The organism is Lysobacter enzymogenes, from assembly GCF_900106525.1.
GTDB lineage: Bacteria > Pseudomonadota > Gammaproteobacteria > Xanthomonadales > Xanthomonadaceae > Lysobacter > Lysobacter enzymogenes.
Genome location: NZ_FNOG01000002.1, coordinates 109,126 through 129,318, shown reverse-complemented (window position 1 = coordinate 129,318; position 20,193 = coordinate 109,126). Strand labels below are relative to the sequence as shown.

Here is a 20,193-nt window from a genome sequence, read left to right as displayed (position 1 = left end):
TGCTGCGCGAGCCGATGGCTCGCAAGCGCAGCCCCTCACCCCGCAAGCGGGAGAGGGGCTAAAGCAATAGCGCCGCCCTGGCTGTTCCTTCTCCCGCTAGCGGGAGAAGGTGCCCCAAAGAGCCTGCCCCTGCGAAAGCAGGGGGGCGGATGAGGGCACGCGCCCTCAATACAACGGCGTCCCCGCCTTGTAAGCCGCCACAAACCCTTCCCAATCCAGCTCCACCTGCGCGGCATACGCGAACGCGAACGCGCGGATCTCCGACTTCAATCCGCTCTTGCTCGTCACCGCATCGCTGACCTGCTTGTCGATGCTGTAGCTCACCACCGCGCTGTCGTAATCCTGATCGGCCAGGGCGTGCGCGCTGGCCAGCGCCTGGCCGAGGTAGCCGGCGGCGGTGTCGAGCTTGCCCGCGCTGTCGAGCTTGGCCGGATCGAAGTCCTCCTGGAACGGCGACTTCTCGTGCACGTAAAACGGCACCCCGGCGACGCTGGCGTAGCCGATCAACACCTCGGCGTTGCTGACCTGGGCCTTGGCCGTGCGTGCCACGCGCATGCCTTCGTGGCTGTCGTAGGCGCTCACCGGCAGCCGGCCCGGCGCGGCCGCGATCACCGCGCTGTCGGCTTCCTGCTTGAACTCCAGGATCACATCGTCGGAGGTCGACGAGGTCGCGCCTTCCACCAGCACGTAATAGCGCGCGCGGCCGAGGCTGCCGACGCCGGAACCGAGTTTGCGGCGCACGTCCTTGACCGTATAGAACGCAGCCGGATAGCGCTTGGACGAAGCGATCGAGGAAACATAAGCGGCCATCGACGAAGTCACCGCGCTGTAGCTCGCCGCCGGCACCGCGACCAGGTTCGACAGCGACTGGAAGCGGCGCGCGGAGCCGGCGATTTCGGTGTACTTCGACAGCAGGCTGGCGCGGCTCTTGCCGTCTGCCTTGCCGATGGTGTCGTCGACCACGCCGGTGGTGGTGTCCTTGTTCAAGCGGAAGCTGCTTTCGCTGTCGTTGCCCTTGAACGCGCCCATCTGGTCGACGTAGGCGCCGACCAGGGTCTCCACCGCGGTGCCGATGGCTGCGTCGCTGAGGCCGTTGTCGCGGCCGGCCAGCACCAGGCTGGCGGCGAGCCGGCGCAGGTCCCACACGTACTGGCCGAGATAGCCTTCGTCGAAGTCGGCGACCTTGAACACCGCCTTGCCGCTGCTGTCGCGCGAGGCGTCGAAGTTGCCCAGGTGGGCATCGCCGCCGATCCAGGTGTAGCCGGTCTGGGCGCTGGTGTAGGCCGAGGCGGGCAGGGTCTTCATGTCCTGGAAGAACAGGTGCGCGGTGCCGCGGTAGAACGCGAACGGGCCGCCGGCCATGGTCGCCAGCTTGGTGTCGAGCTCGCCCTTGGCGCCGGCGGCGTAGGGGTGGTTGTGATCGCGGATCTGCTCCACGACCCAGCCGTCGCGCGCGCTGGCGGCGTCGGCGGGAACCTGGGCGCAGGCGGCCAGGGCGAGAGCGAGGGCGAGCGACGAGGCGCGGATCGACATGCGGACAGTCCTTGACAGAAGCCGCGCGGACGCGGCGGCGTTGCCGAGTCGATCACCGGCATATGTCAGCGGCGTGAACGCGCGCGGCGCAGGCGCCGGCGGAGACTGGCGCGGCGGCGCGAAATGCAGTTGCATGGAGGCCTGGATCCGCATGGGACAAGGACGCCTCGATGGCCTGGTTGCGCCGATTATCGCTCTTGCTGGCCGTGCTTGCGGCCGCCTTGGCCGCCGTATTGTTCGCCGTGGTCCAGCCCGGCGTGGACCCGCGCCCCACCACGCCGCCGGCCGCCGACGCCCAGCGCCTGCGCGAGGACGTGAAGCGGCTGTCGGTGGATTTCTACCCGCGCAGCTACGACCGGCCGGAGAACCTCGACCGGGTCGCGGCCTGGCTGCGCGAGGAATTCGAGCGCGCCGGCGCGCGGGTCGAGTACCAGCCGGTGACCGTGGAAGGGCAGGCCTACCGCAACGTGGTCGCGCGTTTCGGCCCCGACACCGGGCCGTTGCGGGTGATCGGCGCGCACTACGATTCCTACGCCGACACCGGCGCCGACAGCGGCGATGCGCGCGGCTACTCGCCGCGCACCCACACGCCCGGCGCCGACGACAACGCCAGCGGCGTGGCCGGCCTGCTGGAGCTGGCGCGCATGCTCGGCCGCGCGCCGCCGACGCAGCCGATCGAACTGGTCGCCTACACCCTGGAAGAACCGCCGCATTTCCGCAGCGAACACATGGGCAGCGCCTGGCACGCGCGCGCCCTGCGCGAATCCGGGCGCGAGGTCGAATTCATGCTGTCGCTGGAAATGATCGGCCGCTTCAGCGACCGGCCCGGCAGCCAGACCTATCCGGTGCGCGGCATGCACCGCCTGTATTCGGACCGCGGCGATTTCGTCGTCGTGGTCGGGCGCCTGGGCGATTTCGGCCTGAGCCGCCGGGTCAAGGCAAGGATGGCCGGCGCTTCGCCGCTGCCGGTGCACTCGATCAACGCGCCGCCGCTGCTGGTGCAGGGCGTGGATTTCTCCGATCACCTGTCGTACTGGCGCGAAGGATTTCCGGCGCTGATGATCGGCGACACCGCGTTCCTGCGCAGCCGCCGCTACCACCAGGCCGACGACACCTTCGAGACCCTGGACTACGCGCGTATGGCGCAGGTGGTGCAGGGCGCGTATGCGGTGGCGACGCAGCCTTGAGCTATCCGATAGAGTTCGCTGTCGAGAACGACGCCCGCACAGCACGATGAACGGACAAGACCAGGCCACCGATCAACGCGAACGGATCATCGTCTTGGAACTGGTCCCGGACCCGGCGCACGGCTGGGTGTTCGATCGCGGCCAACAGCGCTTCGCCGCCACCGCGCGCATCCGTTTCCTGCGGCGCGTTTCGGCCTACCGATCGCCCTTGCTCTGGGACCGGCTCAGCATCGACGAGCCGGAGCAAGGCTGTTCGCTCGGCTTCTCCATCCAGGTCATGCGGCGGTTGCAGGGCGAGGTGGTTTTCGAAGCCGGAGAAACGGTGGAATTCGCGCTGGACCTCTACGCCAAGCTGACCGAACACGCCGATCTGTGCGAGGAACTGCGCGAATTCCCGGCCGGGCCGGCGACGCTGTCTATCGGCTTCGCGCTGTACGCCAGGGAGCACTTGAGCGACGGCGGCGCCTGGGTTTCGGTTCCGATCGAGGTGGTCTGAGCGGCGCGCGGCCGGATCGGCGCGCGTCGCGTGCTTGTCGGCCGGCTCGCGGAAAGCCGGACTTGAGTAGTCGGGCGTTCGGCCTGCGCCGCCTCAATCGATCCGGTACACCCGCGCCTTCGGCATGTCCTCATCGACCTGCAGGAACCAGCGCCCGGCCACGCCCGGCACCACCACGATCTCCGGCTTGGGCATCGGCTTCTTCAGGCTCATCCGGCCCTTGAGCACCTTCCACTGCTGGCCGTTCTCCAGCTCGAACACGGTGCCCGGCTCCCAGCCCGACACGTCGTGCTTGAGCCGGCTCTTGATCGGCTCGTCGTTGAGGCCGATGAACTGGCCCGCGCCCGGGCTGCGCTCGCGCGGCGCGCCGGCGCCGACCTGTGGGCCGGCGTTGTCGGTGTTGCCGGCATCGGCCGCAGCGACGGCTTCGGCGCTGCCCGGCGCGCCTTCGTCGGCCTCGCGCAGCATGCGGTTGAGCTTGGCCAGCTGTTCGGCGCTGAGGCCGACCTCCTGCAACTGTTGCGCGCTCAGCTTGCGCTCGATCTCGACATAGGGTTTGCGCGCCTGCGCGGCGAAGGACAGCGCGAGCAGGGCCAGCAGCAGGGACGCGAGCTTGAACGGACGCATGGGGGATCGCCTGGGAATCGCTAGGAAGGAGGGGCGGCGGCAGACAGGTCCGTCAGCGGGACCGCTGCCGCGCGGCTCCGCGCAATTTATGGCTGTTTCGTGACAATGGCGCGACAGCGGTCTGAGTATCCGGGCCGTGGCGGCGCAAGGGCTGGCGCAGGCCGGCCTGCGCCGACGCGGGCGGGGGCGCGCAGGGTGCGGCGGACGGCTGCCGCAGCGCGCGCGTCCATGCGACCATCGCCGCCCCGGCGGCACAGGAACGAAGCGACATGAGCGAAGCCCTGCGGCGCCTGCTCGACGGGCTCGGGCACGATGACGACTGGTTGCGGCCGGATCGCTGGCGCGAGCGCGCGCAACTGCAGGAGCGGATCGAACGCCTGGCCCTGGCGCTTGGCGCCGATGCCGACGCCGCGGTCTTGGCCGCACGCGCCGACGCAGCGCAGGCGCGCATGGACGCGGCCGACGCCGACGCAGCCGCGGCCTTGCGCGCACGCATCTTCGCCGGCGAAGGCGCGCAGCTATTGCGCGAATGGCGGTCGGCCTCGCCGGTCGACGCGCACGGCGACGGCTACGACCCGCTCGATGCCTTGCTCGCCGCGGTGCTCGGATTGGTCGAACCGCGCGGCGAGATCGCCGCGCCCGCGCCGCAGACGGTGTTCTATCAGCCGACGCCGGCGCGGCATCTGCTCGACTTGCTGGCGCGGCTGGACCTGGGCGAACACGACGTGCTGATCGACCTGGGTTCCGGCCTCGGCCATTTGCCGTTGCTGGCCGCGGCGTGCACGCCGGCGCGCTGCATCGGCATCGAACACGAAACGGCTTACGTCGATAGCGCGCGCGCCGGTGCGCAGGCGTTGCGTCTGCAACGGGCGGAGTTCTTGCACGCCGACGCGCGCATCGCGGACCTGTCGGCGGGGACAGTGTTCTATCTGTATACGCCGTTCACCGGCGACCTGCTGGCGCAGGTGTTGGAGCGCGTGCGCGAGCTGGCGCTGCAGCGGCCGATCCGCGTCGCCAGCCTCGGCCCGTGCACGCGCACCTTGGCGGCGCAGCCGTGGCTGCGCTTGCTGGAGCCGGCGTGGTCGCCGGATCGGATCGCATTGTTCGCCGCCGGCGCGGCGTAGCGACGGCGATCAGCGGCCCGCGGTCGCCGCAACTGCGGCCGGCGTCGGCGCCGCGCGTACCGGCGAGACCAGCGCGGCGGCCACCAGCAAGGCCAGCGCGAACCAGCACGCCAGTTCGTGCAAGGACCGCCGACGGCGCCTGCGGCGCTCGGGATCGCGCCCGGCAAGCTTGAGCCGGTATAGCCGATCCAGCCGGCTGGGGTCGCGCGAGTGCGCGTGCGACCCCGCCTGCGCCTGCGGCCCCTGCTTCCGCGCGCTGGGTTCGGCGGCCGGCGGCCCGACCACGAGCCGTGCTGCGCCATCGGCGCGATGATCGACGCTCAACGATTCCATGTCGTGCTCTCCCCGCCGTCCTGCCGGCCGGTCCTTGCATGTGTTTGACAACGCGGCCGCCGCGCGCGGGCGGACAGGGCGCGCGGGCTCGCCGCGCCGCCGCTGCCGAAGCGGTTCAACGCGCTGCGACGGCGCCCCCGGCCAGGCGCGGCGGCTGCGGAGTAAGCTGAGCGCCTTCGCCACGGAACTCACCCATGCTCATCGAAGGCGCCTGCCACTGCGGCAACATCGGCTTCGCCCTGGACTGGCCCGGCGAGGCCGACGCCATCGCCGCGCGCGCCTGCGACTGCAGTTTCTGCATCAAGCACGGCGGCGTGTGGACCGCGCGCCCGGACGCGGCGCTGCGCCTGCATCTGCGCGATCCGCAGCGGGTCTCGCGCTATGCCTTCGGCACCCGGACCGCCGATTTCCTGGTCTGCGCGAGCTGCGGCGCGGTGCCGGCCGTGGTCAGCCGGATCGAGGGGCGGCTGTATGCGGTGGTCAACGTCAATGCGTTCGACAGCCTCGACCCGGGCCGGATCCAGCGCGCGCCCGCGTCGCTGGACGGCGAAAGCGAAACCGCGCGGCTGGAACGGCGCCAACGCAACTGGATCGGTGCGGTCGAGATCGTCGAAGGCGCTTGAGTGCCGCGGCGCGTCGCCGGCAAGACCGACGCACGCACCGATAACCGCGACGCAGCATCGCGAAGGATCGCCGGAGCCCGCTATGTCCGAACCGCGTTCGCTGTATTTCCACGAAGACGACGACAGCCAGATCGAACTGCTGCCGCTGGCGGCGTGGCTGCATTGCCAGCGCACGCTGGCCGAGCTGCACGATTTCGCCCAGGCCCATTTCGATGGCGCCGGTTACACCGACCTGATGGTGCGGCCGCAGGCGCCGCAATCGCTGGCCGAACTGGAATTGCCGATGGAACGGGTCGCAGCGGCCGCGGCCGCGCAGTTTCCGGCGTACGCGCAGGTGTGGACCGGCTATTCCTCGTGGCGCACCCCGTGCCCGCGGCTGCGCGCCTGGGGCGAGGGCGACTTCGCCTTGTTCGCCGACGGCGAGGGCGAACGCATCGAAGCGCTGTGGCTGGCGCACGAGCACTGGGCGCCGCAGCAGGCGTCGGCCATCGCGGCTTTGCTGCGTTCGCTGCCGAAGTCCGGGGAGTTGTTGCTGGTGGATTGGCCCTGGGGCCATCTGTTCGCGTTGAGCGATGAGCCGGCGCTGCAGCGCTGGCTGGCGGAGCGCACGGCGCCCTGGGAGTAGGCGGCCGAAGAGGGCTGAGGCGGGGCGGAAAGCCGCAGGTTCTATCCCGAGAGCGCAGCCATCATACCTCAGGCCGCTACGACCCGCGCTGAAGCGCCGGCGCGGGGCGACGCGCCGATCAGCCCGCGCAGGCGTACCATGCCGGCTCGTTTTCGCACCGGCCGCCTGGGGAGGCCGCCGGGTTCGCGGTCCGCTTCGGTCTTGCTTCCATCCACGTCGATACCGGCGCCGGTTCGCGGCGCGCGGAAAGGAGCGTCGATGCCGTCGGTTCTGTTCGAATCCGAGCGTTCGCAGCAGGTGTGCGAATGGTGGCGCGCGCTGCCCGCAGGGCAACGCCTGGCGCTGTTGCGCAGTCGCTTGCGCGACCATGCGCGCGATCGCGCCATCGAGCTGGGACGCAGTCATACGCGCGAGCGCCTTCGGTCGTTGCGCCCGGCTCGTTCGCGTTGCGGGGAAGATCCTCGCCATTGGGGTGAGCGCGATTACTGCGAATACTGGTCCGATCGCGTGCCGCGGATCAGGAAAATGAGCCTCTATGAGATCTATCGCCCAGGGCAAGCGCCGAATCTGCTGGAGAACATTCCCGAATGGTGAGCTGGCGTCGTTCGGTCGCGCGCGGGTGTCGATTTCCCGAATTCCAACCCACAGGAGCGATGATGGCCTCGATTCCCGCACCTTACGCAATCGCCGACGATGCTTCGGTCCAGGATTGGTGGGCCGGTCTGCCCCGATGCAGCCGCGCTGCACTCATGCGCAGTTGGAGCGAGGACGAATGCGCCGATCCGCTGCACCGGGTGGCGCGGCGAACGGCGCAGTACTTGAACGAATGGATGGACGAGCACGAACAGCCGCGCGATCCGATCGCGCGCGAGCTGCACCGGCGCGGTCTGGCGAGGGCTTGCGTTGATGCGGAACCGGCCGGATGGGATTGGGGCGTGCAGGATCGCTACGAGTACCGGATCGCGCACGCGGATCTGCTCGACATCCGTCTGGATCGCGCGTGCTATTGGCAGGATGCGCTGCCGCAGACTCGCATGATGCGCGAGCCGACCCTGGGCGACGTGCTGGCTTCGGGTTCTTGGTGGGCCTTGTAACCGCAGCGGCGCTTTGCACCTGCAGCGATGCCCTCTTGCCGAAAGGAGCGACGATGACTTCGATTCCCGCACCGTATGCCGTTTCCGCCGATCCCGCCGCGCGCCGCTGGTGGGACGGCCTGTCCGACGAAAGCCGGCGCGCGCTCAAGCGCAGTTGGCGCGACGATGAGCGCGTCGATCCCTTGCTGCCGACCGCGCGTCGCGTGGCGAGTTTTCTAAACGACTGCGTGCTGCAGCCGGAGCCCTCGGAGCGAGCATGGGAGTCCGTGGACTGGTACGAACGCAGCGTGGAGCTGTCCGTGCATCGGCCGAATGTCTACTTGGTGATCTGCAGCAACGGCGGCGGCTATGGGCTGTTCGACCAAGGCATGTTGTGGCCGTTGCAGATCGCCGCCGGACGCTGGGAAATCCAGCGCAAGGCGCTGAGCATCGAGCAGCACGATCTGCTGTCGCGACAGCAGGCCAGCGGTTGATCGCAGATGCTGACGCAGGGCCGACGCGACGTCGGCCGATCAATGCGCGGCGGGTTTGCAATCGGCCTGCACCGCGCCATCGTCCTCGCTCACGCACACCTTGAACCCGGACGCGACGCCGACGATCTCGCGCGTCGCGCCCGCATCGAGAGCGAAGCGCTCCGCCGCCGGTTGCGCGCAGCGCGGGTCGGCTGCGGCGCCGGCGGCCGGCGGCTTGCACTCGCTGCGGAATAGGCTGTAGTGGCACTGGCCGCTGCGGCTGGCCTGGCATTCGAAACGGGCGATGCGTTCGCTGATGCGCACCCGGCTGTCGACGATGTCGATGCCGTCCACGACCGTGTGGTGCTCGATGGTGGTGCCGCCGACGCTGCAACCGAACAGGGCGCAGAGGTAGTACAGCAGGGCCATCAGGTTACGCATGTCCGACTCCTTGGTGCGTGGCGCGCCGCCGATGACGGCGCGTTGATGCGTGAACGCGCCGCTATCGGCGGCGCGCAGGGCCGCGCGCCGGAAAGCGACGCGCGCGGGCGCACGCGCCGGGGTGCGGCGCGGGCGGGGTGCCGGCGCTGGCGGCGCCGGCGGGTGGTGCGGGCGGTGCGGTCGCGGCCGGCGCTGCGCTTGCAGCGGGCGCCGGCTGCGGTTCCGGTTACATGCTCTTGAACAGCGCCATGAAGGTCTGGCTGACGCTCAACGTTTCCGGGCGGCCGCGCAAACGCACGGTGCCCTTGCCGCTGTCGTCGCGGACGATGCCGGCGATGGCCTTGAGGTTGACGATGGTGGAGCGGTGGATCTGCTTGAAGCGCTCGCCGTCGAGACGGTCGAGCAGGTCGCGGATCGGCGTGCGCAGCAGCGCTTCGCCGTCGGCGGTGACTACGGTGGTGTATTTGTTGTCGGCGCGGAAATAGACCACGTCGTCGACCAGGATCAGCCGCGTCTCGCGGCCGGCGCTGGCGGTGATCCAGGTCAGGCCGGGCTTGTCTTCCTGCGGCGCGCGGCGCGCGGCCAGCTGGCGCGCGATCTCGCGCAGCGCGGCGTGGCGGTCGTCGCCGGGGCCGCGGCGCGCGCGCAGGCGCCGCACCGTCACCGCCAGGCGGTCGACGGTCACCGGCTTGAGCAGGTAATCCACCGCGCCGTGTTCGAAGGCGTCGATGGCGTGCTGATCGTAGGCGGTGACGAACACGATCTGGGTCGCCGGGCTGACTTCGGTCGCGGCGGCGGCCAGGTCCAGGCCGGTCAGGCCGGGCATGCGGATATCGAGGAAAGCCACGTCGGGGCGGTGTTCGGCCAGCGCTTCCAGCGCCTGCGCGCCGTCCTCGCATTCGGCCAGGATGCGCAGTTCCGGCCAGGCCTCGCGCAGCGCGTCGACCAGCGCCTGGCGCAGCAGCGATTCGTCTTCGGCGATCAATGCGGTCGGCGCGGCGGGCGCGCCCGCGGCGCCGTCGTTCGCGGTGGGGTCAGACACGGGCAGGCTCCTCGCCGGACGCGGCCGGCACGACGATGGTGGCGGCGACGCCGCTGGGGAAATTGGCGACGATCGACAACTGCGCGCGCTCGCCGTAGACCAGGCGCAAGCGTTCGCGCACGTTGCTCAGGCCGATGCCGCTGCCGGAGTTGATCGAGTTCAGGCCCATGCCGTCGTCGGCGACGGTGATCGCCACGCCGGTTTCGTTGCTGCGCGCGCGGATCCACACGGTGCCGCCGCCGGGCTTGGGCTCCAGGCCGTGCTTGATCGCGTTCTCGGCCAGGGTCTGCAGGATCATCGGCGGCAGCGGCAGCGTGCGCAGTTCCTCGGGCACGTCGATCTGAGTCTGCAGGCGCGCGCCCATGCGCAGCTTGAGGATCTCCAGATAAGCGCGCGAACGTTCCAGTTCGTCGCCGAGAGTGGACAGCGCGTCCTCAGTGCGCGGCAGCGAGCGGCGCAGGAATTCGATCAGATGGCCGAGCATTTCGTCGGCGCGCGGCGGGTCGTGGCGGGTCAGGTACTGCGCGCTGGCCAGGGTGTTGTAGAGGAAATGCGGTTCGACCTGCGCGTGCAGCAGGCTCAGCTTGGCCACGGCGAGTTCTTTCTCGGTGGCGGTGCGCGCGGCCTCGGCGCGTTCGCCGCGGCGGCGCTCGGCCATGCGCCGGGCGATGGCGCGCGCCAGCGCTTCGGCGTTCTCCAGGTTGGTGCCCTGGTCGACGCAGAACCAGTCGCTCCAGGCGCCGACCTCGGGTTCGCAGATCAGGGTGATGCGGCTGCCGTCGGCGCCGGAATCGACCGTGGCCTGGATCTGGTTGAGCGCCAGGCTGTACTTCCATGAATTAGGGTCGGCGCTTTGCAGGTTGAGCATCCACGCCTGATCGGAGCGCTGCACCTTGGCACGCACCTGCAGGCTGTCGCGGGCGCTTTCCACGTCCTGCACCCGCGGCAGCTCGCGGATCGCGGCGGTGAGCAGCTCGAAGGTCTCCTCGACCTCGAACGGCACCTCGATCTGGCGGCGTTGGCGGTTGGCGCGCGTGGTCGCATCTACGTGGCCGGCGATCAGGCGCACCCGGCGCAGGTGCGAAAACGCCTTGCTGGCGGCGTAGATCGACACCAGGATCGCGAGCATGAACAACGGACCCTGGTCCAGGCGCTGCAATCCCGGCAGGGCCGAGGCGACCAGTGCCAGCAGCACGAACACACCGAACCAGGCGGCGGCGATTCGGGCGACAAAGAAGAGATTGCGGATCACGGGGCGGTCCGGCGGTGGGTTGTGCGCAGGATAGTGGTCTGCGGGCACAAGGGAAGCCGCCGCGCGACGGAAGCGAGGGCGGGGCGACCGAAACCGGGGTGGGGTGGAGCGAAATCGGGGCGCGTGGGGGAGGGCGCGGGTGCGCCGAGCGCAGGGCGGGGCGAACGCTGGCGTGGTGCGCCGGGTGTCGGCGGTGGGATGTGGCTTGGGCCAGCGGGGGGAAGGCCGGGCCGCTCGGTGGGCGTCCGCGACTCCGGCTCGAAGGCGCGATGGCTCGTCGTTGCTTGCCGCGAACCGCGCGGATTACATCGCGGCCACGTCCGAGCAAGCGACGCGATGCGAACACTCATCCAGCTCAACCAGCAGCCGGCGGCTGGCCGTGGCCGTGTAGGGCAGACGCAAGACGCTGATGGCCAGGATGAGGGCGTAGGCCCTCAACAGCCCCGGCAGCTCGTAGCTCAACCCGATCGGGAAAACCAGCAACGACACGACGCCCGCGAGCGTCCAGCCCGCGACCGCCGCCCATGCGAGGCCTCGCCCGAGGCGACGCAGGCAGGCCAATTCCGGCAGGGCGCTGGCGCGCCAGCGATTCCAGACGCAGGCGCGCACCGCCAACGCGAACCGCGTTTCCAGCCATGCCGCGCGGCCGTGGAAGAACGCCGAAATCGCGACCGCCATCGCGGCGACGCGCGCAAGCCAGCCCAATTCCAACTTCGGAGCAAGGAATGCCGCGCAGATGCCGAGCACCAGCCACTGCGCCCCGACACAGGCGCTCTGGTAGGCCCGCTGCGCCTGCGTCCACAGCGGCGCAAGCTCCAGTACCGCCGTATCGATCCCGGCGTCGGCACCGCGCATCACAACGCGGCCGCCGGATCGCGCGGCTTGTACTTACCGCCGCCGCCGGCGGGACGGCCGCCCGCGGCGCATACGCGCTCGAAGGTTCGTGTCCATTGCGGGTTGTAGTACTGCGAGATCGGTTTCCACTTGCCCAGCTTCGGGACGACGGAGACCCAGCCGTGATGGGGCATGCCGAGCCTGCAGAATTTGTCGGGGTTGTTGTTGTAGGGAACTTGGGTGTAAACGCCGGGGGAGATCTTGTGGGCCGTGGCGGGGGACAGGTACAGCGCCGAGGCGAGAATGAAGAAAGCAAAGGCAGATTTCACGGGGGTGTTCCTCGGTGGAGTTGGGGCGGTGACGGCAGTTATCTGAGCCGCTCTGGATAGCTGCATTCCGTGAAATACACTTCGCAATTCGTATCCTTATCTTTGACGCACTTATCGAGGCCGACCCGAGTAGCCATTTCTATGGATGCAGCGCCGCTTACGTTGGAGCCGTGATCTCCCCAGACGATAGCCGCGCATTGATTTTTATAGGTGAACTTCACTTTGCATCCAGTGATTCCTTTTTCTCGGCAAGCCCGCAGTGCCGCGCTTTCTGCCAGTCTTTTTCCCTCCATTCCGGATGCGGAGCCGACCCCGGCTGCGATGTCGGATTCGTTCACGGCGATAGCACCCCATCGAGTTGCCCACACTGGAGCTGCGCTAGGGGGGCCAGAAGTAGGGTTCTGCATTCCTGGAATAGGCACGCACATCTGCCAGCCCGCGCCTTGTTGCAGCCACTCGCCTGGCGGGCAGCCGAAGGAATTTCCCGCGGGCAGGACGGAAAGTGCGAATGTCATCCATAAAATTCGAGTTTTCATGAATCCTCCGGGCGACGGTTTTCGGTGTTCTTGATCTTGTCTTTCGGTGGATCTATCGGACTTGACCGGTCCTTCGCATGAACATCGGTTTGTTCCGATGTTCTCTTTCCGGATCCCAGTGAGGCATTCGAGATTGATTGATTCGTATGCTGGTTTTGCTCAATTCGCTGTTGATTCGCTGAGCCGCCTGGAGCTCCCTGCTGGTATCTATTGCTTTGGTGACCTCCCGGAGACTCTTGGCGGCTCGCCGCCGAATTGGCCCCAAAGATCGACTGCGGCACGAAGTTCCCCAGCGCCCCTTGGAAGAAACTGGACGCCATCGGCGGCACCGAAAGAATCAACACGGTCAGGAAAATCCCCAGGCCGCCCTGTTGCAGCGCCATCGTGTTCACGCCGGGCGAGTCGCCCGCGCCGAGCGCCATCATCGTCAGGTACTGGGTGGCGAAGTTCGCCGCCACGGCGGCGACCATCTTCATCGCGGCGGTCACGGTGAAGCTCAGCACCGCCATCGAGAACATCGTGCCCAGGCCGTACTGCAGCCAGCGTGCGAACATCGATTTAGTCCGCTCGAACATCAGGCTGAGGATGAACAACGGGCTGAAGCCGATGAACAGCGCGATGGCGAACTTGTACATCATCAGCAACGCGCCGCCGATCACGGCCGGGCCGGCGACGCCGATGCCGGTCATCAGCAGGGCCCGGTCCTTGTCGTCCTTGATCGCGGGGCTGTCCAGCGCAGGCAAGGCGTCGATCGCGGCCATGGCCAACTGCATGTTGGTCAGTCCGCTGTCGATGACTTCGGCCGGATCCTTGTCGCTGCCGGTGACGATGTTGCCGATGGCTCTGGGCAGGTCGTGGCTCAGCGTGGTGTGGATGCTGCCGGTCACGAACGTCGCCGAGGTGGCCGCGGTCAGGATCAGGAACACGCGCAGCGAGCTGACCAGCAGGCTCATCATCGGCTCGCGCGATTGGCCGGTCATGATGCGATAGCCCTGGGTCACGATCCACATCGTCGCCAATGTGGCCGCGATGGCGCCGATGACGCTGGTCATGCGGTGCATCATTTCGTCGCGGAATACGACGATCTCGTGGTCGAGATGCTCGAAGATGAGCTTGAAGAACACCCATTGGCCGAGACTTTCGAACTGCGCGCTCAATCCGTCGAGCAGTTGTGCGAGTGCGGCGGCGGTCGTCCATGACAGAGACATTCGTCGTTTCCTCGGTCAAGGCTGCCGTGGCGTGCATTCTTCGTCCCCCTGGAGAGGAATCCAGGGGCTGCACAACCGCGGGGATTTCGCTTTATCCAGTGCCACTTTCATCGCCGCCATGCCGGCGACCGCGGCGACGATCTTCTTCGGCATCAGGTTGCCGCCGCCGCCCGCGCCACCGCCGCCGCTTTCTTTTCCGCTCAGGATCTCGTTGCTGAGCATGTCGCGCACCGCGCGCAGATAGGTCAGCCGTGCGGTGTAGGCGTCCATGTAGGCGCGGCTCTGCTGGCGGTCGACCTCCATGCGCGAGAGCAGCGCCAGCAGCTTGTTGCTGTTGTCCTGCAGCTTGCCCTGTTCGCCGACGCTGAGGTTGCCGCGTTCGCGCTCGATCTCCTGCAGGCGCTCTTGGCGCTTGCGCGATAGTTCGTACATCGTCATCGAGTAGGTGTACTGGGCCAGTTCGGTCTTGACGATTTCCTGGCACAGCTGCCACTGCTGCTGCGCAGCGCCAGCGCTGCCGCCAGGGTTGGGGCAGCGTTCGTCGATGCTCTTCTTGACCTGGACGCTGGGATCCTTGGCGTCGAGCTTCTCCTCCGGCTCCTTGGCGTCGTCGCCGCTTTTCTTGGCGTTGCCGATCTTGGCGAGTTTGTTGAGATTGGCGTTGACGTTGCCGTCGTTGCCGATGCGCTTCTCGATCTCGGCCAGATGATCGTTGGCATGCTTGTCGTGCACTTCCCAGGCGTTCTGGGCGAGCGCCGGGGCGCAGAGCGACACGGCGAGAAGGGCGGCGGCGAGCCGGGTGGCGAGCGATGCGATGTCGATCTGGGGCATGCAGAACTTCCTGTTCCGTTCGGTATCAAGGCGCCTGCGCGATCTGCGGATCATCGAAGTCGAGGGGTGCAGCGACTCCAGACCTGCGGCGATACAACGAAGCGACCGCCGCTTTCGGCGCAAGCGCTTGCGAAGAAAATGCTACGAACTAGCCGGCGCCGGCGATAGGCCCAGGAAATATGATTTTTCTATGCAGCTGGATATGCCGTGCGCGTGTATTAATCCGCGGAAGGACGCCTGCAGGCGTTTATCCGGCACGCAATGGCGCTGCGATGGGGCGCGGCCAAAGCGCACGCCGTCGCCGCGGATCTCCCGCGTCGATGAACGATGAACGAAAGCAACGCAAAACGGCGTCGCCGCCAGCATCGAAACTGCGGCGCGTCAGGCGCGCCGCGGCGCTTCACTCGCGCGAGGTCTTCTTCGAGCGCTTGACGTCGTACATGGCCTGGTCGGCCTTCTCCAGCAACTCGCCCAGCTCTTCGCCGTCGTCGGGATAGATCGCGCAGCCGATGCTGGCGTCCAGCGCGATCGGGCGCTGTTCGAACTCGAAGCCGAAACGCAGCGCCTGCGCCAGCCGTTGCGCTTGCGCGAACGCGCCTTCGCGGTGCTCGATGCGCGGCAGGATCACCGCGAACTCGTCGCCGCCGACCCGCGCCACGGTGTCGCCGGTGCGCGCGCTGAGTTTCATGCGCGCGGCGAACTCGCGGATCGCGGCGTCGCCGGCGCGATGGCCGAGCTGGTCGTTGACCGGCTTGAGCCCGTCCATGGCCAGGTTGAGGATGCCCACGCGGCGCGATTCGCGATGCGCCTGGGCCAGGTTGTGGCGCAGACGGTCGTAGAACAGCGCGCGGTTGGGCAGGCCGGTCAGCGCGTCGTGGGTGGCCTGGTAGAACAGCTCGTTGGTTTCGTACTTGGCGGCGTGGTACATCGCCGCGGCGATCAGGCCCGACATCATGTCGAGCACGCGCAGGTCGTCGTCGTCGAACGCGGTGGGTTCGCGCGACATCACCTTGAGCACGCCGACCACGGTGTCGTGATGCTTGAGCGGCACCACGATCATCGAGCGCAGCCCGACCGCGCGACAGGCGGCGCGGTCGACGCGCTCGTCGGTTTCCGAATCGCGGCAGTTCAGCGGCCGGCCTTCGGCCACGCAATGGCCGGACAGGCTGGCGTCGCGGCGCAGGCGCATGCCCAGGCTGGATTCGGCGATGCCGGCGGCGGCGCGGTAGACCATGTCCTCGCCTTCGGCCAGCTCGACCACCGAGCCGACCGCGCCGGTGAGGCCCTGCGCGCGGTGCGCGACCAAGTCCATGACGCCGCCCAGGTCCAGCCCCAGGCGGGCGATCTCGGTCTGCGTTTCGATCACTTTCAACAGGCGCTCGGAGAACGCCTGCAGCTTCGGTTCCTGCATGTTCATGGCATACGCCCCCCGGCGATGGGGCGCAGTATATCGCCGGGTCGCGGCGGTCTGGGGTCCGCATTCAGGAGGCAACGAATGTCGGGCCGAACATGCGAATCCATGGGTGCCGGATGTATACCGGTATACCGTTGAGCGCCCGGGAGCACGCCGGGCGGATTCGGCACAATGTGACCGCTGCGGGGTTGCGATGATTGGCGTCGGATTCGCGACAGGGCACAGGGAGAGCCGCGATGTAGGATAGGGGAGCGCTCGACGCGGGCAAGTCGCTGCACGCCTACAGATCAATGGACACGACCTTCAGCCGCCCACGGATGTTCCTGCCGAGCGACGAACCGATGGCGTTCGCCATCGTGTCGGAGTTGATGGAAACGGCCTTGCGCCAATGCGTGGCACCGTTGGTGATGCGCAATGGAGCGGGCTTTCGCGCGATTGACACCGGTCGTGACTGGCTGTGGCGCGAGGACGCGGCGAGCCGTATGTATTCAACCGTCTGGTCGAGTTGCCAGGCATCCGGAATCACTTCTGCGGTGAGATTCCGCTAACCGCGTTCGCGCCGTTCTGGACGGCGGTGGGCGATGAGCGTGTGGTCTATAAATCGTCGTGATGTTTAGACCGCGCGCCGGTGCTGCGGAAGGCAGCAGGCTTGCGAGAGTTCGTGCTCATCTTGGTAGAAGGAGGCTCGTGGAGGGTGGAGCGCCCGGACTACGTCACGATCTGGAATGTTCGGGTGATGTGGGACGTTACATAAGTTTGTCTGGTACTCAGGCGTTTGTTTTGCCGAAGCGGCGTGCATGTGCGTGCGACAGCGCGCGATGAAAACGGTCCGAACGTCCGTGCCGATGGCAGACTTCGGTGGCTCCGACTTTCTTGACCAGGATGTGCCGTTGTTCCAGTCGGACTAGCAGTTTTCTTTGCCGAATCCGTCGAAATGCGGCCATGTACTCCGACGACAGTTGCATTTCCCTTGTAACCAGCGACCATTTCCAGCGGGGAAATGGCCGCTCGCAGGTCTGTCTATTGGAAAGTCTAAAACGGCCTTGGAATCTTGGGTCTCCTGGGCGCTCTGGCTCTTGGAACTCGAACTGCTCCGTGGCTTCAGGCGACGCAGCATTACGCTCGCCTCGATTGGAGAGTGAATGCACGGAACGCAAGGGACAATACGACTAATACCCGTAAACCGCTTCGTGGACGCCGCTTGACTCGGTGTTTGCGCATCGGCTGTGCGTGATCGATTGGCGTGCTCTGGGCGCTTAGCGATCATGCGATCGTCTTCGGGGAAATGCATTTGTCGCGCCGCAGCGACCCGCAACACCAAAACAAGGATTTGAAGTGAATTCCGTATTCCCAGTCCGTCTTCGTCTGCTTGCCGTGGCGATCGCCGCGGCATTTCTAACGCCTGGCGCGGCCGACGCCGCCATTGCCAGCCCAACCGTTATCGAGGACTACGACGGTTTGGTCAAGGGAGAGGCGATGGTCGCTATCACCGCCGACGGCATGTTCGGCGACAGCACCAGCCTGTTCGACGGGGCGACCAGTTTCAGCGCCATGGATGTGTCGCTCAAGACCAATAGCGGGTTGAACGTCGGCATCGGTCGGAAGTTGGCCATGGCCAGCACTGCCAACAGCGCTTGGAACGACGAAACCGCCGTGTTCGGACCCTCCTGGGTACTGGATGTCCCCAACATCCACGGCACATTCGATCAGCGCACCGGTTGGGTGGTTCGCGATCGCGAGTACCAGGGGCCGCAGTTTCCAGAAACTTGGCAGGGCAGTGCGCAGCGCTGCAGCGTCGCCGATTATTCGCCGCCGACCATGCCGGATCGTGATCTGAGCGATCGCAGAAGTTCTTATTCCGGCAGCGATTACTGGGCGGGCAACATGATCAATATCCCTGGCCAAGGTGAGGAGATGATGCTCAATTTGGGCGCGGGGCATGTGCGGCCCAACGATGGCCTCGCCTACTACGGCGGTACCAAGTCCAATTGGAAGGTGTCGTGCCTGCCTTCCGTCCGAAACGCCACGGGCGAGGGTTTCCTTGTGGTTTTGCCCAACGGTAGGCGTTACACATTCGATTGGATGGTGGCCCGGAGAAGCAAACCGTTGCAAGGATCGCCGGGTGAGTCCGGTGGCGGTCTGGGCATCAATCGCGTGGAGGCTTTCCTCTATGCCACTCGCGTTGAAGACGCACAGGGCAATTGGGTGGCTTATGATTACGACCCCGCCAATCCGCATCGTTTGCTCGTCGTCCGCTCCAACGATGGCGTTGAAGCGCGTCTGACGTACAACGGTTACGGGAAAATCGAGACGATCACCGCCGCGGGACGGGTGTGGCGATACGAGTACGCACCGCGGCCGAATTCCGGAGAGCCGCCGGTCAATCAATGGCTCAGTGCGGTAACTTTGCCCGATGGCGGCAAGTGGGGTTACCAGTACGACGCCAACTTCCGCTTCATGCATACCGATGTCGGCGCGGTATGGACGACCTGCTCGCCGAACGTCAGGACGATGACATCCGCCAGCGAGCCGCTGCCCGCGGACGTGAGCTCCTTGATCGTGAGCCATCCTTCCGGTGCAGTAGGCGAGTTCAAATTCCGGCGGTTGTTGCATGGGACCAACCGTACGGCTGGGACCTGCGATCCTCGGCAAGATCAGGTGTGGACGCGACTGACCGGTACGCCAATGGCATACACGGTCGGCTCGCTCTATTCAAAGAAAGTTACAGGCCCTGGCATACCGGCTCTGAGCTGGAGCTATTTCTACAAGCCGACCTGGAGTTGGAAAGGCGACTGCACTGCGCCGGGCGCCTGCGCGGCGCTGACCGAAACACGGGTGACCAATCCGGACGGCTCGATCAATTCGTACAAGTTCGGCAACGACTTCACCGTCAACGTCGGCGAGTTGGTGGAGGAATCGGTCATGGACTCTTCTGGCCGCGCGTTGCGCACCACTAGCAGCACGTACATCGGTGCCGATGGGCAGCCGTTTCCCCCGGTCAACGGAAACATTCCTGCGATGATCGCGGGCAGCAAGGGCTATTTGGCCAATCGCCCGTTGAAGGTCCGCCAAGTCACTCAAGACGGCGTGAACTTCATCACCGACAACCAGGCATTCGACGGCTTTGCGCGCGTGCTGCGCTCCAGTAGCTACAACACGCTGGGATACAGCCGCAACGAAGGCAGCGAGTATTACGATCAACTCGCCAAGTGGGTGGTCGGACAGGTATCGGCGACATCGGTCAACGGCGTGGAAACCGCGCGGGCTGAGTTCGATCCGGTTTCCGCGTTGCCGATCCGGATCACGGAGTTCGGCAAGTTGAAGTCGACCTTCGTCTATCGAACCGACGGCACGATCGACACGGTCAAAGACGGAAACGGCAACGTGACCGGTTTCGCCGATTGGAAGCGGGGCGTGCCGCAGACGATTCGCCGTCCTGCGACGCCGGAAAGCCCTTCCGGCGCGGTCGAAAGCGCGGTAGTCGACGATCGCGGTTGGGTGACTTCGACGACCGACGAGAACGGGTTCGTCAATCAGTACAGTTACGACGGTATGGGGCGCTTGGCCGGCATCGTCTATCCGCAGGGCGATACCGTGGACTGGCACCCGATGACTCAGGAGTTCGTTCGCGTCGCTACGCCAGAGTACGGCCTGGAAGGCAATCACTGGCGACGAGTCGCGATCACTGGAAACCGTCGCAGCGACACCTATTACGATGCGTTTCTGCGGCCGGTGCTGGAAATGGAATTCGATCTGTCCGACGCCAGCCGCAATACGCAGAAGCAGGTGTTCACGCGATACGACGTCATGGGGCGGGCGGCGTTCCGTTCGTTGCCCACGCGCCATGTCGGGGATTTCCGCCAAGCCATGCCGGGCATGGCTTACAGCTACGACGCATTGGGCCGACAGACCGCCGCGGTTCAAGATTCCGAACTCGGCCCGTTGACGACGGCGACTGAGTATTCGACCGGCTTCAAGCGCAAGACGACCAACCCGCGCGGCTTCGCCACGATCGAGACGTTCCAGGTCTTCGGCGAGCCCAAGTACGAGTTTCCTGCGGTAATCGATGCGCCGGAGAGTTCGCGTACCCAGATCATGCGCGATGCGTTCGGCAAGCCTTTGGAAATCCAACGCATGTCGACGGCGCAGTGAGGCGGCCGATGAATAGCGCAAAACGGAACACCGTAGTTAGCGATGGCGCTGTCCTGGAGA

General features: G+C 66.7%; 22 protein-coding genes. 10 read left to right on the top strand and 12 right to left on the bottom strand.

Annotation, left to right across the window (positions count from 1 at the left end; genetic code table 11):
* Positions 1-165: 165 nt before the first annotated feature.
* A complete protein-coding gene (locus BLU84_RS04835) occupies positions 166-1,533 on the bottom strand; it encodes a DUF2252 domain-containing protein (protein ID WP_074863569.1) in 1,368 nt (455 codons plus the stop codon).
* Positions 1,534-1,703: 170 nt separating this feature from the next.
* Here BLU84_RS04835 and BLU84_RS04830 point away from each other — a divergent pair, with 170 nt between their 5' ends.
* Complete coding sequence (locus BLU84_RS04830) at positions 1,704-2,720, top strand: M28 family peptidase (protein WP_074863566.1); 1,017 nt, start codon at positions 1,704-1,706, stop codon at positions 2,718-2,720.
* A 46-nt stretch (positions 2,721-2,766) separates the two neighbouring features.
* On the top strand, positions 2,767-3,216 hold the full coding sequence (locus BLU84_RS04825) for a hypothetical protein (protein WP_074863564.1): 450 nt from the start codon (positions 2,767-2,769) through the stop codon (positions 3,214-3,216).
* Positions 3,217-3,309: 93 nt separating this feature from the next.
* On the opposite strand, the gene BLU84_RS04820 is transcribed toward BLU84_RS04825, so the two are convergent.
* Positions 3,310-3,843, bottom strand: a complete 534-nt coding sequence (locus BLU84_RS04820; protein WP_074863562.1) for a hypothetical protein — start codon at positions 3,841-3,843, stop codon at positions 3,310-3,312.
* 269 nt (positions 3,844-4,112) lie between these two features.
* Between BLU84_RS04820 and BLU84_RS04815 the strand changes: the two genes are divergently transcribed.
* On the top strand, positions 4,113-4,967 hold the full coding sequence (locus BLU84_RS04815) for a class I SAM-dependent methyltransferase (protein ID WP_074863560.1): 855 nt from the start codon (positions 4,113-4,115) through the stop codon (positions 4,965-4,967).
* 9 nt (positions 4,968-4,976) lie between these two features.
* Here the strand turns inward: BLU84_RS04815 and BLU84_RS26130 are convergent, their stop codons facing one another.
* Positions 4,977-5,300, bottom strand: coding sequence for a hypothetical protein (locus BLU84_RS26130; RefSeq protein ID WP_170849092.1), 324 nt, complete (start codon positions 5,298-5,300; stop codon positions 4,977-4,979).
* A gap of 194 nt (positions 5,301-5,494) precedes the next feature.
* Here BLU84_RS26130 and BLU84_RS04810 point away from each other — a divergent pair, with 194 nt between their 5' ends.
* The 5 genes from BLU84_RS04810 (at position 5,495) to BLU84_RS04795 (ending at position 8,115) form a co-directional block, all read left to right on the top strand.
* The gene (locus BLU84_RS04810) at positions 5,495-5,923 is read left to right on the top strand and encodes a GFA family protein (protein ID WP_074863558.1); all 429 of its coding nucleotides are present in this window, start codon (positions 5,495-5,497) and stop codon (positions 5,921-5,923) included.
* An 82-nt stretch (positions 5,924-6,005) separates the two neighbouring features.
* Positions 6,006-6,548, top strand: coding sequence for a hypothetical protein (locus BLU84_RS04805; protein WP_074863556.1), 543 nt, complete (start codon positions 6,006-6,008; stop codon positions 6,546-6,548).
* Between the two features lie 258 nt (positions 6,549-6,806).
* Complete coding sequence (locus tag BLU84_RS26125; RefSeq protein ID WP_139174672.1) at positions 6,807-7,142, top strand: hypothetical protein; 336 nt, start codon at positions 6,807-6,809, stop codon at positions 7,140-7,142.
* Between the two features lie 155 nt (positions 7,143-7,297).
* On the top strand, positions 7,298-7,642 hold the full coding sequence (locus BLU84_RS04800; RefSeq protein ID WP_074863553.1) for a hypothetical protein: 345 nt from the start codon (positions 7,298-7,300) through the stop codon (positions 7,640-7,642).
* A 53-nt stretch (positions 7,643-7,695) separates the two neighbouring features.
* Complete coding sequence (locus tag BLU84_RS04795; protein WP_074863551.1) at positions 7,696-8,115, top strand: hypothetical protein; 420 nt, start codon at positions 7,696-7,698, stop codon at positions 8,113-8,115.
* A gap of 39 nt (positions 8,116-8,154) precedes the next feature.
* Here the strand turns inward: BLU84_RS04795 and BLU84_RS04790 are convergent, their stop codons facing one another.
* The 9 genes from BLU84_RS04790 to BLU84_RS04755 form a co-directional block, all read right to left on the bottom strand.
* On the bottom strand, positions 8,155-8,535 hold the full coding sequence (locus tag BLU84_RS04790) for a hypothetical protein (protein ID WP_074863549.1): 381 nt from the start codon (positions 8,533-8,535) through the stop codon (positions 8,155-8,157).
* Between the two features lie 226 nt (positions 8,536-8,761).
* Positions 8,762-9,577: a LytR/AlgR family response regulator transcription factor gene (locus tag BLU84_RS04785; RefSeq protein ID WP_074863547.1), complete on the bottom strand. Its 816-nt coding sequence runs from the start codon at positions 9,575-9,577 to the stop codon at positions 8,762-8,764.
* The gene (locus tag BLU84_RS04780; protein ID WP_074863545.1) at positions 9,570-10,829 is read right to left on the bottom strand and encodes a histidine kinase; all 1,260 of its coding nucleotides are present in this window, start codon (positions 10,827-10,829) and stop codon (positions 9,570-9,572) included. The genes BLU84_RS04785 and BLU84_RS04780 overlap by 8 nt, the downstream gene beginning before the upstream one ends.
* Positions 10,830-11,132: 303 nt before the next feature.
* Complete coding sequence (locus tag BLU84_RS04775; RefSeq protein ID WP_074863543.1) at positions 11,133-11,684, bottom strand: hypothetical protein; 552 nt, start codon at positions 11,682-11,684, stop codon at positions 11,133-11,135.
* Positions 11,684-11,992, bottom strand: coding sequence for a hypothetical protein (locus tag BLU84_RS26120; protein ID WP_139174670.1), 309 nt, complete (start codon positions 11,990-11,992; stop codon positions 11,684-11,686). Before BLU84_RS26120 ends, BLU84_RS04775 begins: the two co-directional genes overlap by 1 nt.
* A gap of 38 nt (positions 11,993-12,030) precedes the next feature.
* Entirely contained in the window at positions 12,031-12,528 is a 498-nt protein-coding gene (locus BLU84_RS04770; protein WP_083382330.1) for a DUF4189 domain-containing protein, read from the bottom strand.
* Entirely contained in the window at positions 12,525-13,736 is a 1,212-nt protein-coding gene (locus BLU84_RS04765; protein ID WP_083382329.1) for a TrbL/VirB6 family protein, read from the bottom strand. The genes BLU84_RS04770 and BLU84_RS04765 overlap by 4 nt, the downstream gene beginning before the upstream one ends.
* A gap of 15 nt (positions 13,737-13,751) precedes the next feature.
* Positions 13,752-14,621 carry a hypothetical protein gene (locus tag BLU84_RS04760; protein ID WP_139174668.1) on the bottom strand — a complete coding sequence of 290 codons (870 nt, stop codon included), beginning with the start codon at positions 14,619-14,621 and terminating at the stop codon, positions 13,752-13,754.
* 346 nt (positions 14,622-14,967) lie between these two features.
* Positions 14,968-15,984 (bottom strand): sensor domain-containing diguanylate cyclase, encoded by a 1,017-nt coding sequence (locus BLU84_RS04755; RefSeq protein ID WP_074863536.1) that lies wholly within the window; start codon positions 15,982-15,984, stop codon positions 14,968-14,970.
* A gap of 287 nt (positions 15,985-16,271) precedes the next feature.
* On the opposite strand from BLU84_RS04755, the gene BLU84_RS04750 reads away from it, so the two are divergent.
* Together BLU84_RS04750 and BLU84_RS25420 are read left to right on the top strand one after the other, a co-directional pair.
* Complete coding sequence (locus BLU84_RS04750; RefSeq protein ID WP_074863534.1) at positions 16,272-16,529, top strand: hypothetical protein; 258 nt, start codon at positions 16,272-16,274, stop codon at positions 16,527-16,529.
* A 787-nt stretch (positions 16,530-17,316) separates the two neighbouring features.
* Entirely contained in the window at positions 17,317-20,133 is a 2,817-nt protein-coding gene (locus BLU84_RS25420; protein ID WP_139174666.1) for an RHS repeat domain-containing protein, read from the top strand.
* Positions 20,134-20,193: the final 60 nt, after the last annotated feature.

What these genes read in the sequence shown, in the direction of transcription:
- BLU84_RS04750 (WP_074863534.1), top strand. Translation starts at nt 16,272, where the DNA reads ATGGACACGACCTTCAGCCGCCCACGGATGTTCCTGCCGAGCGACGAA.
- BLU84_RS04805 (WP_074863556.1), top strand. Translation starts at nt 6,006, where the DNA reads ATGTCCGAACCGCGTTCGCTGTATTTCCACGAAGACGACGACAGCCAG.
- BLU84_RS04815 (WP_074863560.1), top strand. Translation starts at nt 4,113, where the DNA reads ATGAGCGAAGCCCTGCGGCGCCTGCTCGACGGGCTCGGGCACGATGAC.
- BLU84_RS04760 (WP_139174668.1), bottom strand. Translation starts at nt 14,621, where the DNA reads ATGATCCGCAGATCGCGCAGGCGCCTTGATACCGAACGGAACAGGAAG.
- BLU84_RS04775 (WP_074863543.1), bottom strand. Translation starts at nt 11,684, where the DNA reads ATGCGCGGTGCCGACGCCGGGATCGATACGGCGGTACTGGAGCTTGCG.
- BLU84_RS04765 (WP_083382329.1), bottom strand. Translation starts at nt 13,736, where the DNA reads ATGTCTCTGTCATGGACGACCGCCGCCGCACTCGCACAACTGCTCGAC.
- BLU84_RS04810 (WP_074863558.1), top strand. Translation starts at nt 5,495, where the DNA reads ATGCTCATCGAAGGCGCCTGCCACTGCGGCAACATCGGCTTCGCCCTG.
- BLU84_RS04795 (WP_074863551.1), top strand. Translation starts at nt 7,696, where the DNA reads ATGACTTCGATTCCCGCACCGTATGCCGTTTCCGCCGATCCCGCCGCG.
- BLU84_RS04830 (WP_074863566.1), top strand. Translation starts at nt 1,704, where the DNA reads ATGGCCTGGTTGCGCCGATTATCGCTCTTGCTGGCCGTGCTTGCGGCC.
- BLU84_RS26130 (WP_170849092.1), bottom strand. Translation starts at nt 5,300, where the DNA reads ATGGAATCGTTGAGCGTCGATCATCGCGCCGATGGCGCAGCACGGCTC.
- BLU84_RS04835 (WP_074863569.1), bottom strand. Translation starts at nt 1,533, where the DNA reads ATGTCGATCCGCGCCTCGTCGCTCGCCCTCGCTCTCGCCCTGGCCGCC.
- BLU84_RS04825 (WP_074863564.1), top strand. Translation starts at nt 2,767, where the DNA reads ATGAACGGACAAGACCAGGCCACCGATCAACGCGAACGGATCATCGTC.
- BLU84_RS04755 (WP_074863536.1), bottom strand. Translation starts at nt 15,984, where the DNA reads ATGAACATGCAGGAACCGAAGCTGCAGGCGTTCTCCGAGCGCCTGTTG.
- BLU84_RS04790 (WP_074863549.1), bottom strand. Translation starts at nt 8,535, where the DNA reads ATGCGTAACCTGATGGCCCTGCTGTACTACCTCTGCGCCCTGTTCGGT.
- BLU84_RS04770 (WP_083382330.1), bottom strand. Translation starts at nt 12,528, where the DNA reads ATGAAAACTCGAATTTTATGGATGACATTCGCACTTTCCGTCCTGCCC.
- BLU84_RS26125 (WP_139174672.1), top strand. Translation starts at nt 6,807, where the DNA reads ATGCCGTCGGTTCTGTTCGAATCCGAGCGTTCGCAGCAGGTGTGCGAA.
- BLU84_RS04820 (WP_074863562.1), bottom strand. Translation starts at nt 3,843, where the DNA reads ATGCGTCCGTTCAAGCTCGCGTCCCTGCTGCTGGCCCTGCTCGCGCTG.
- BLU84_RS04800 (WP_074863553.1), top strand. Translation starts at nt 7,298, where the DNA reads ATGCGCAGTTGGAGCGAGGACGAATGCGCCGATCCGCTGCACCGGGTG.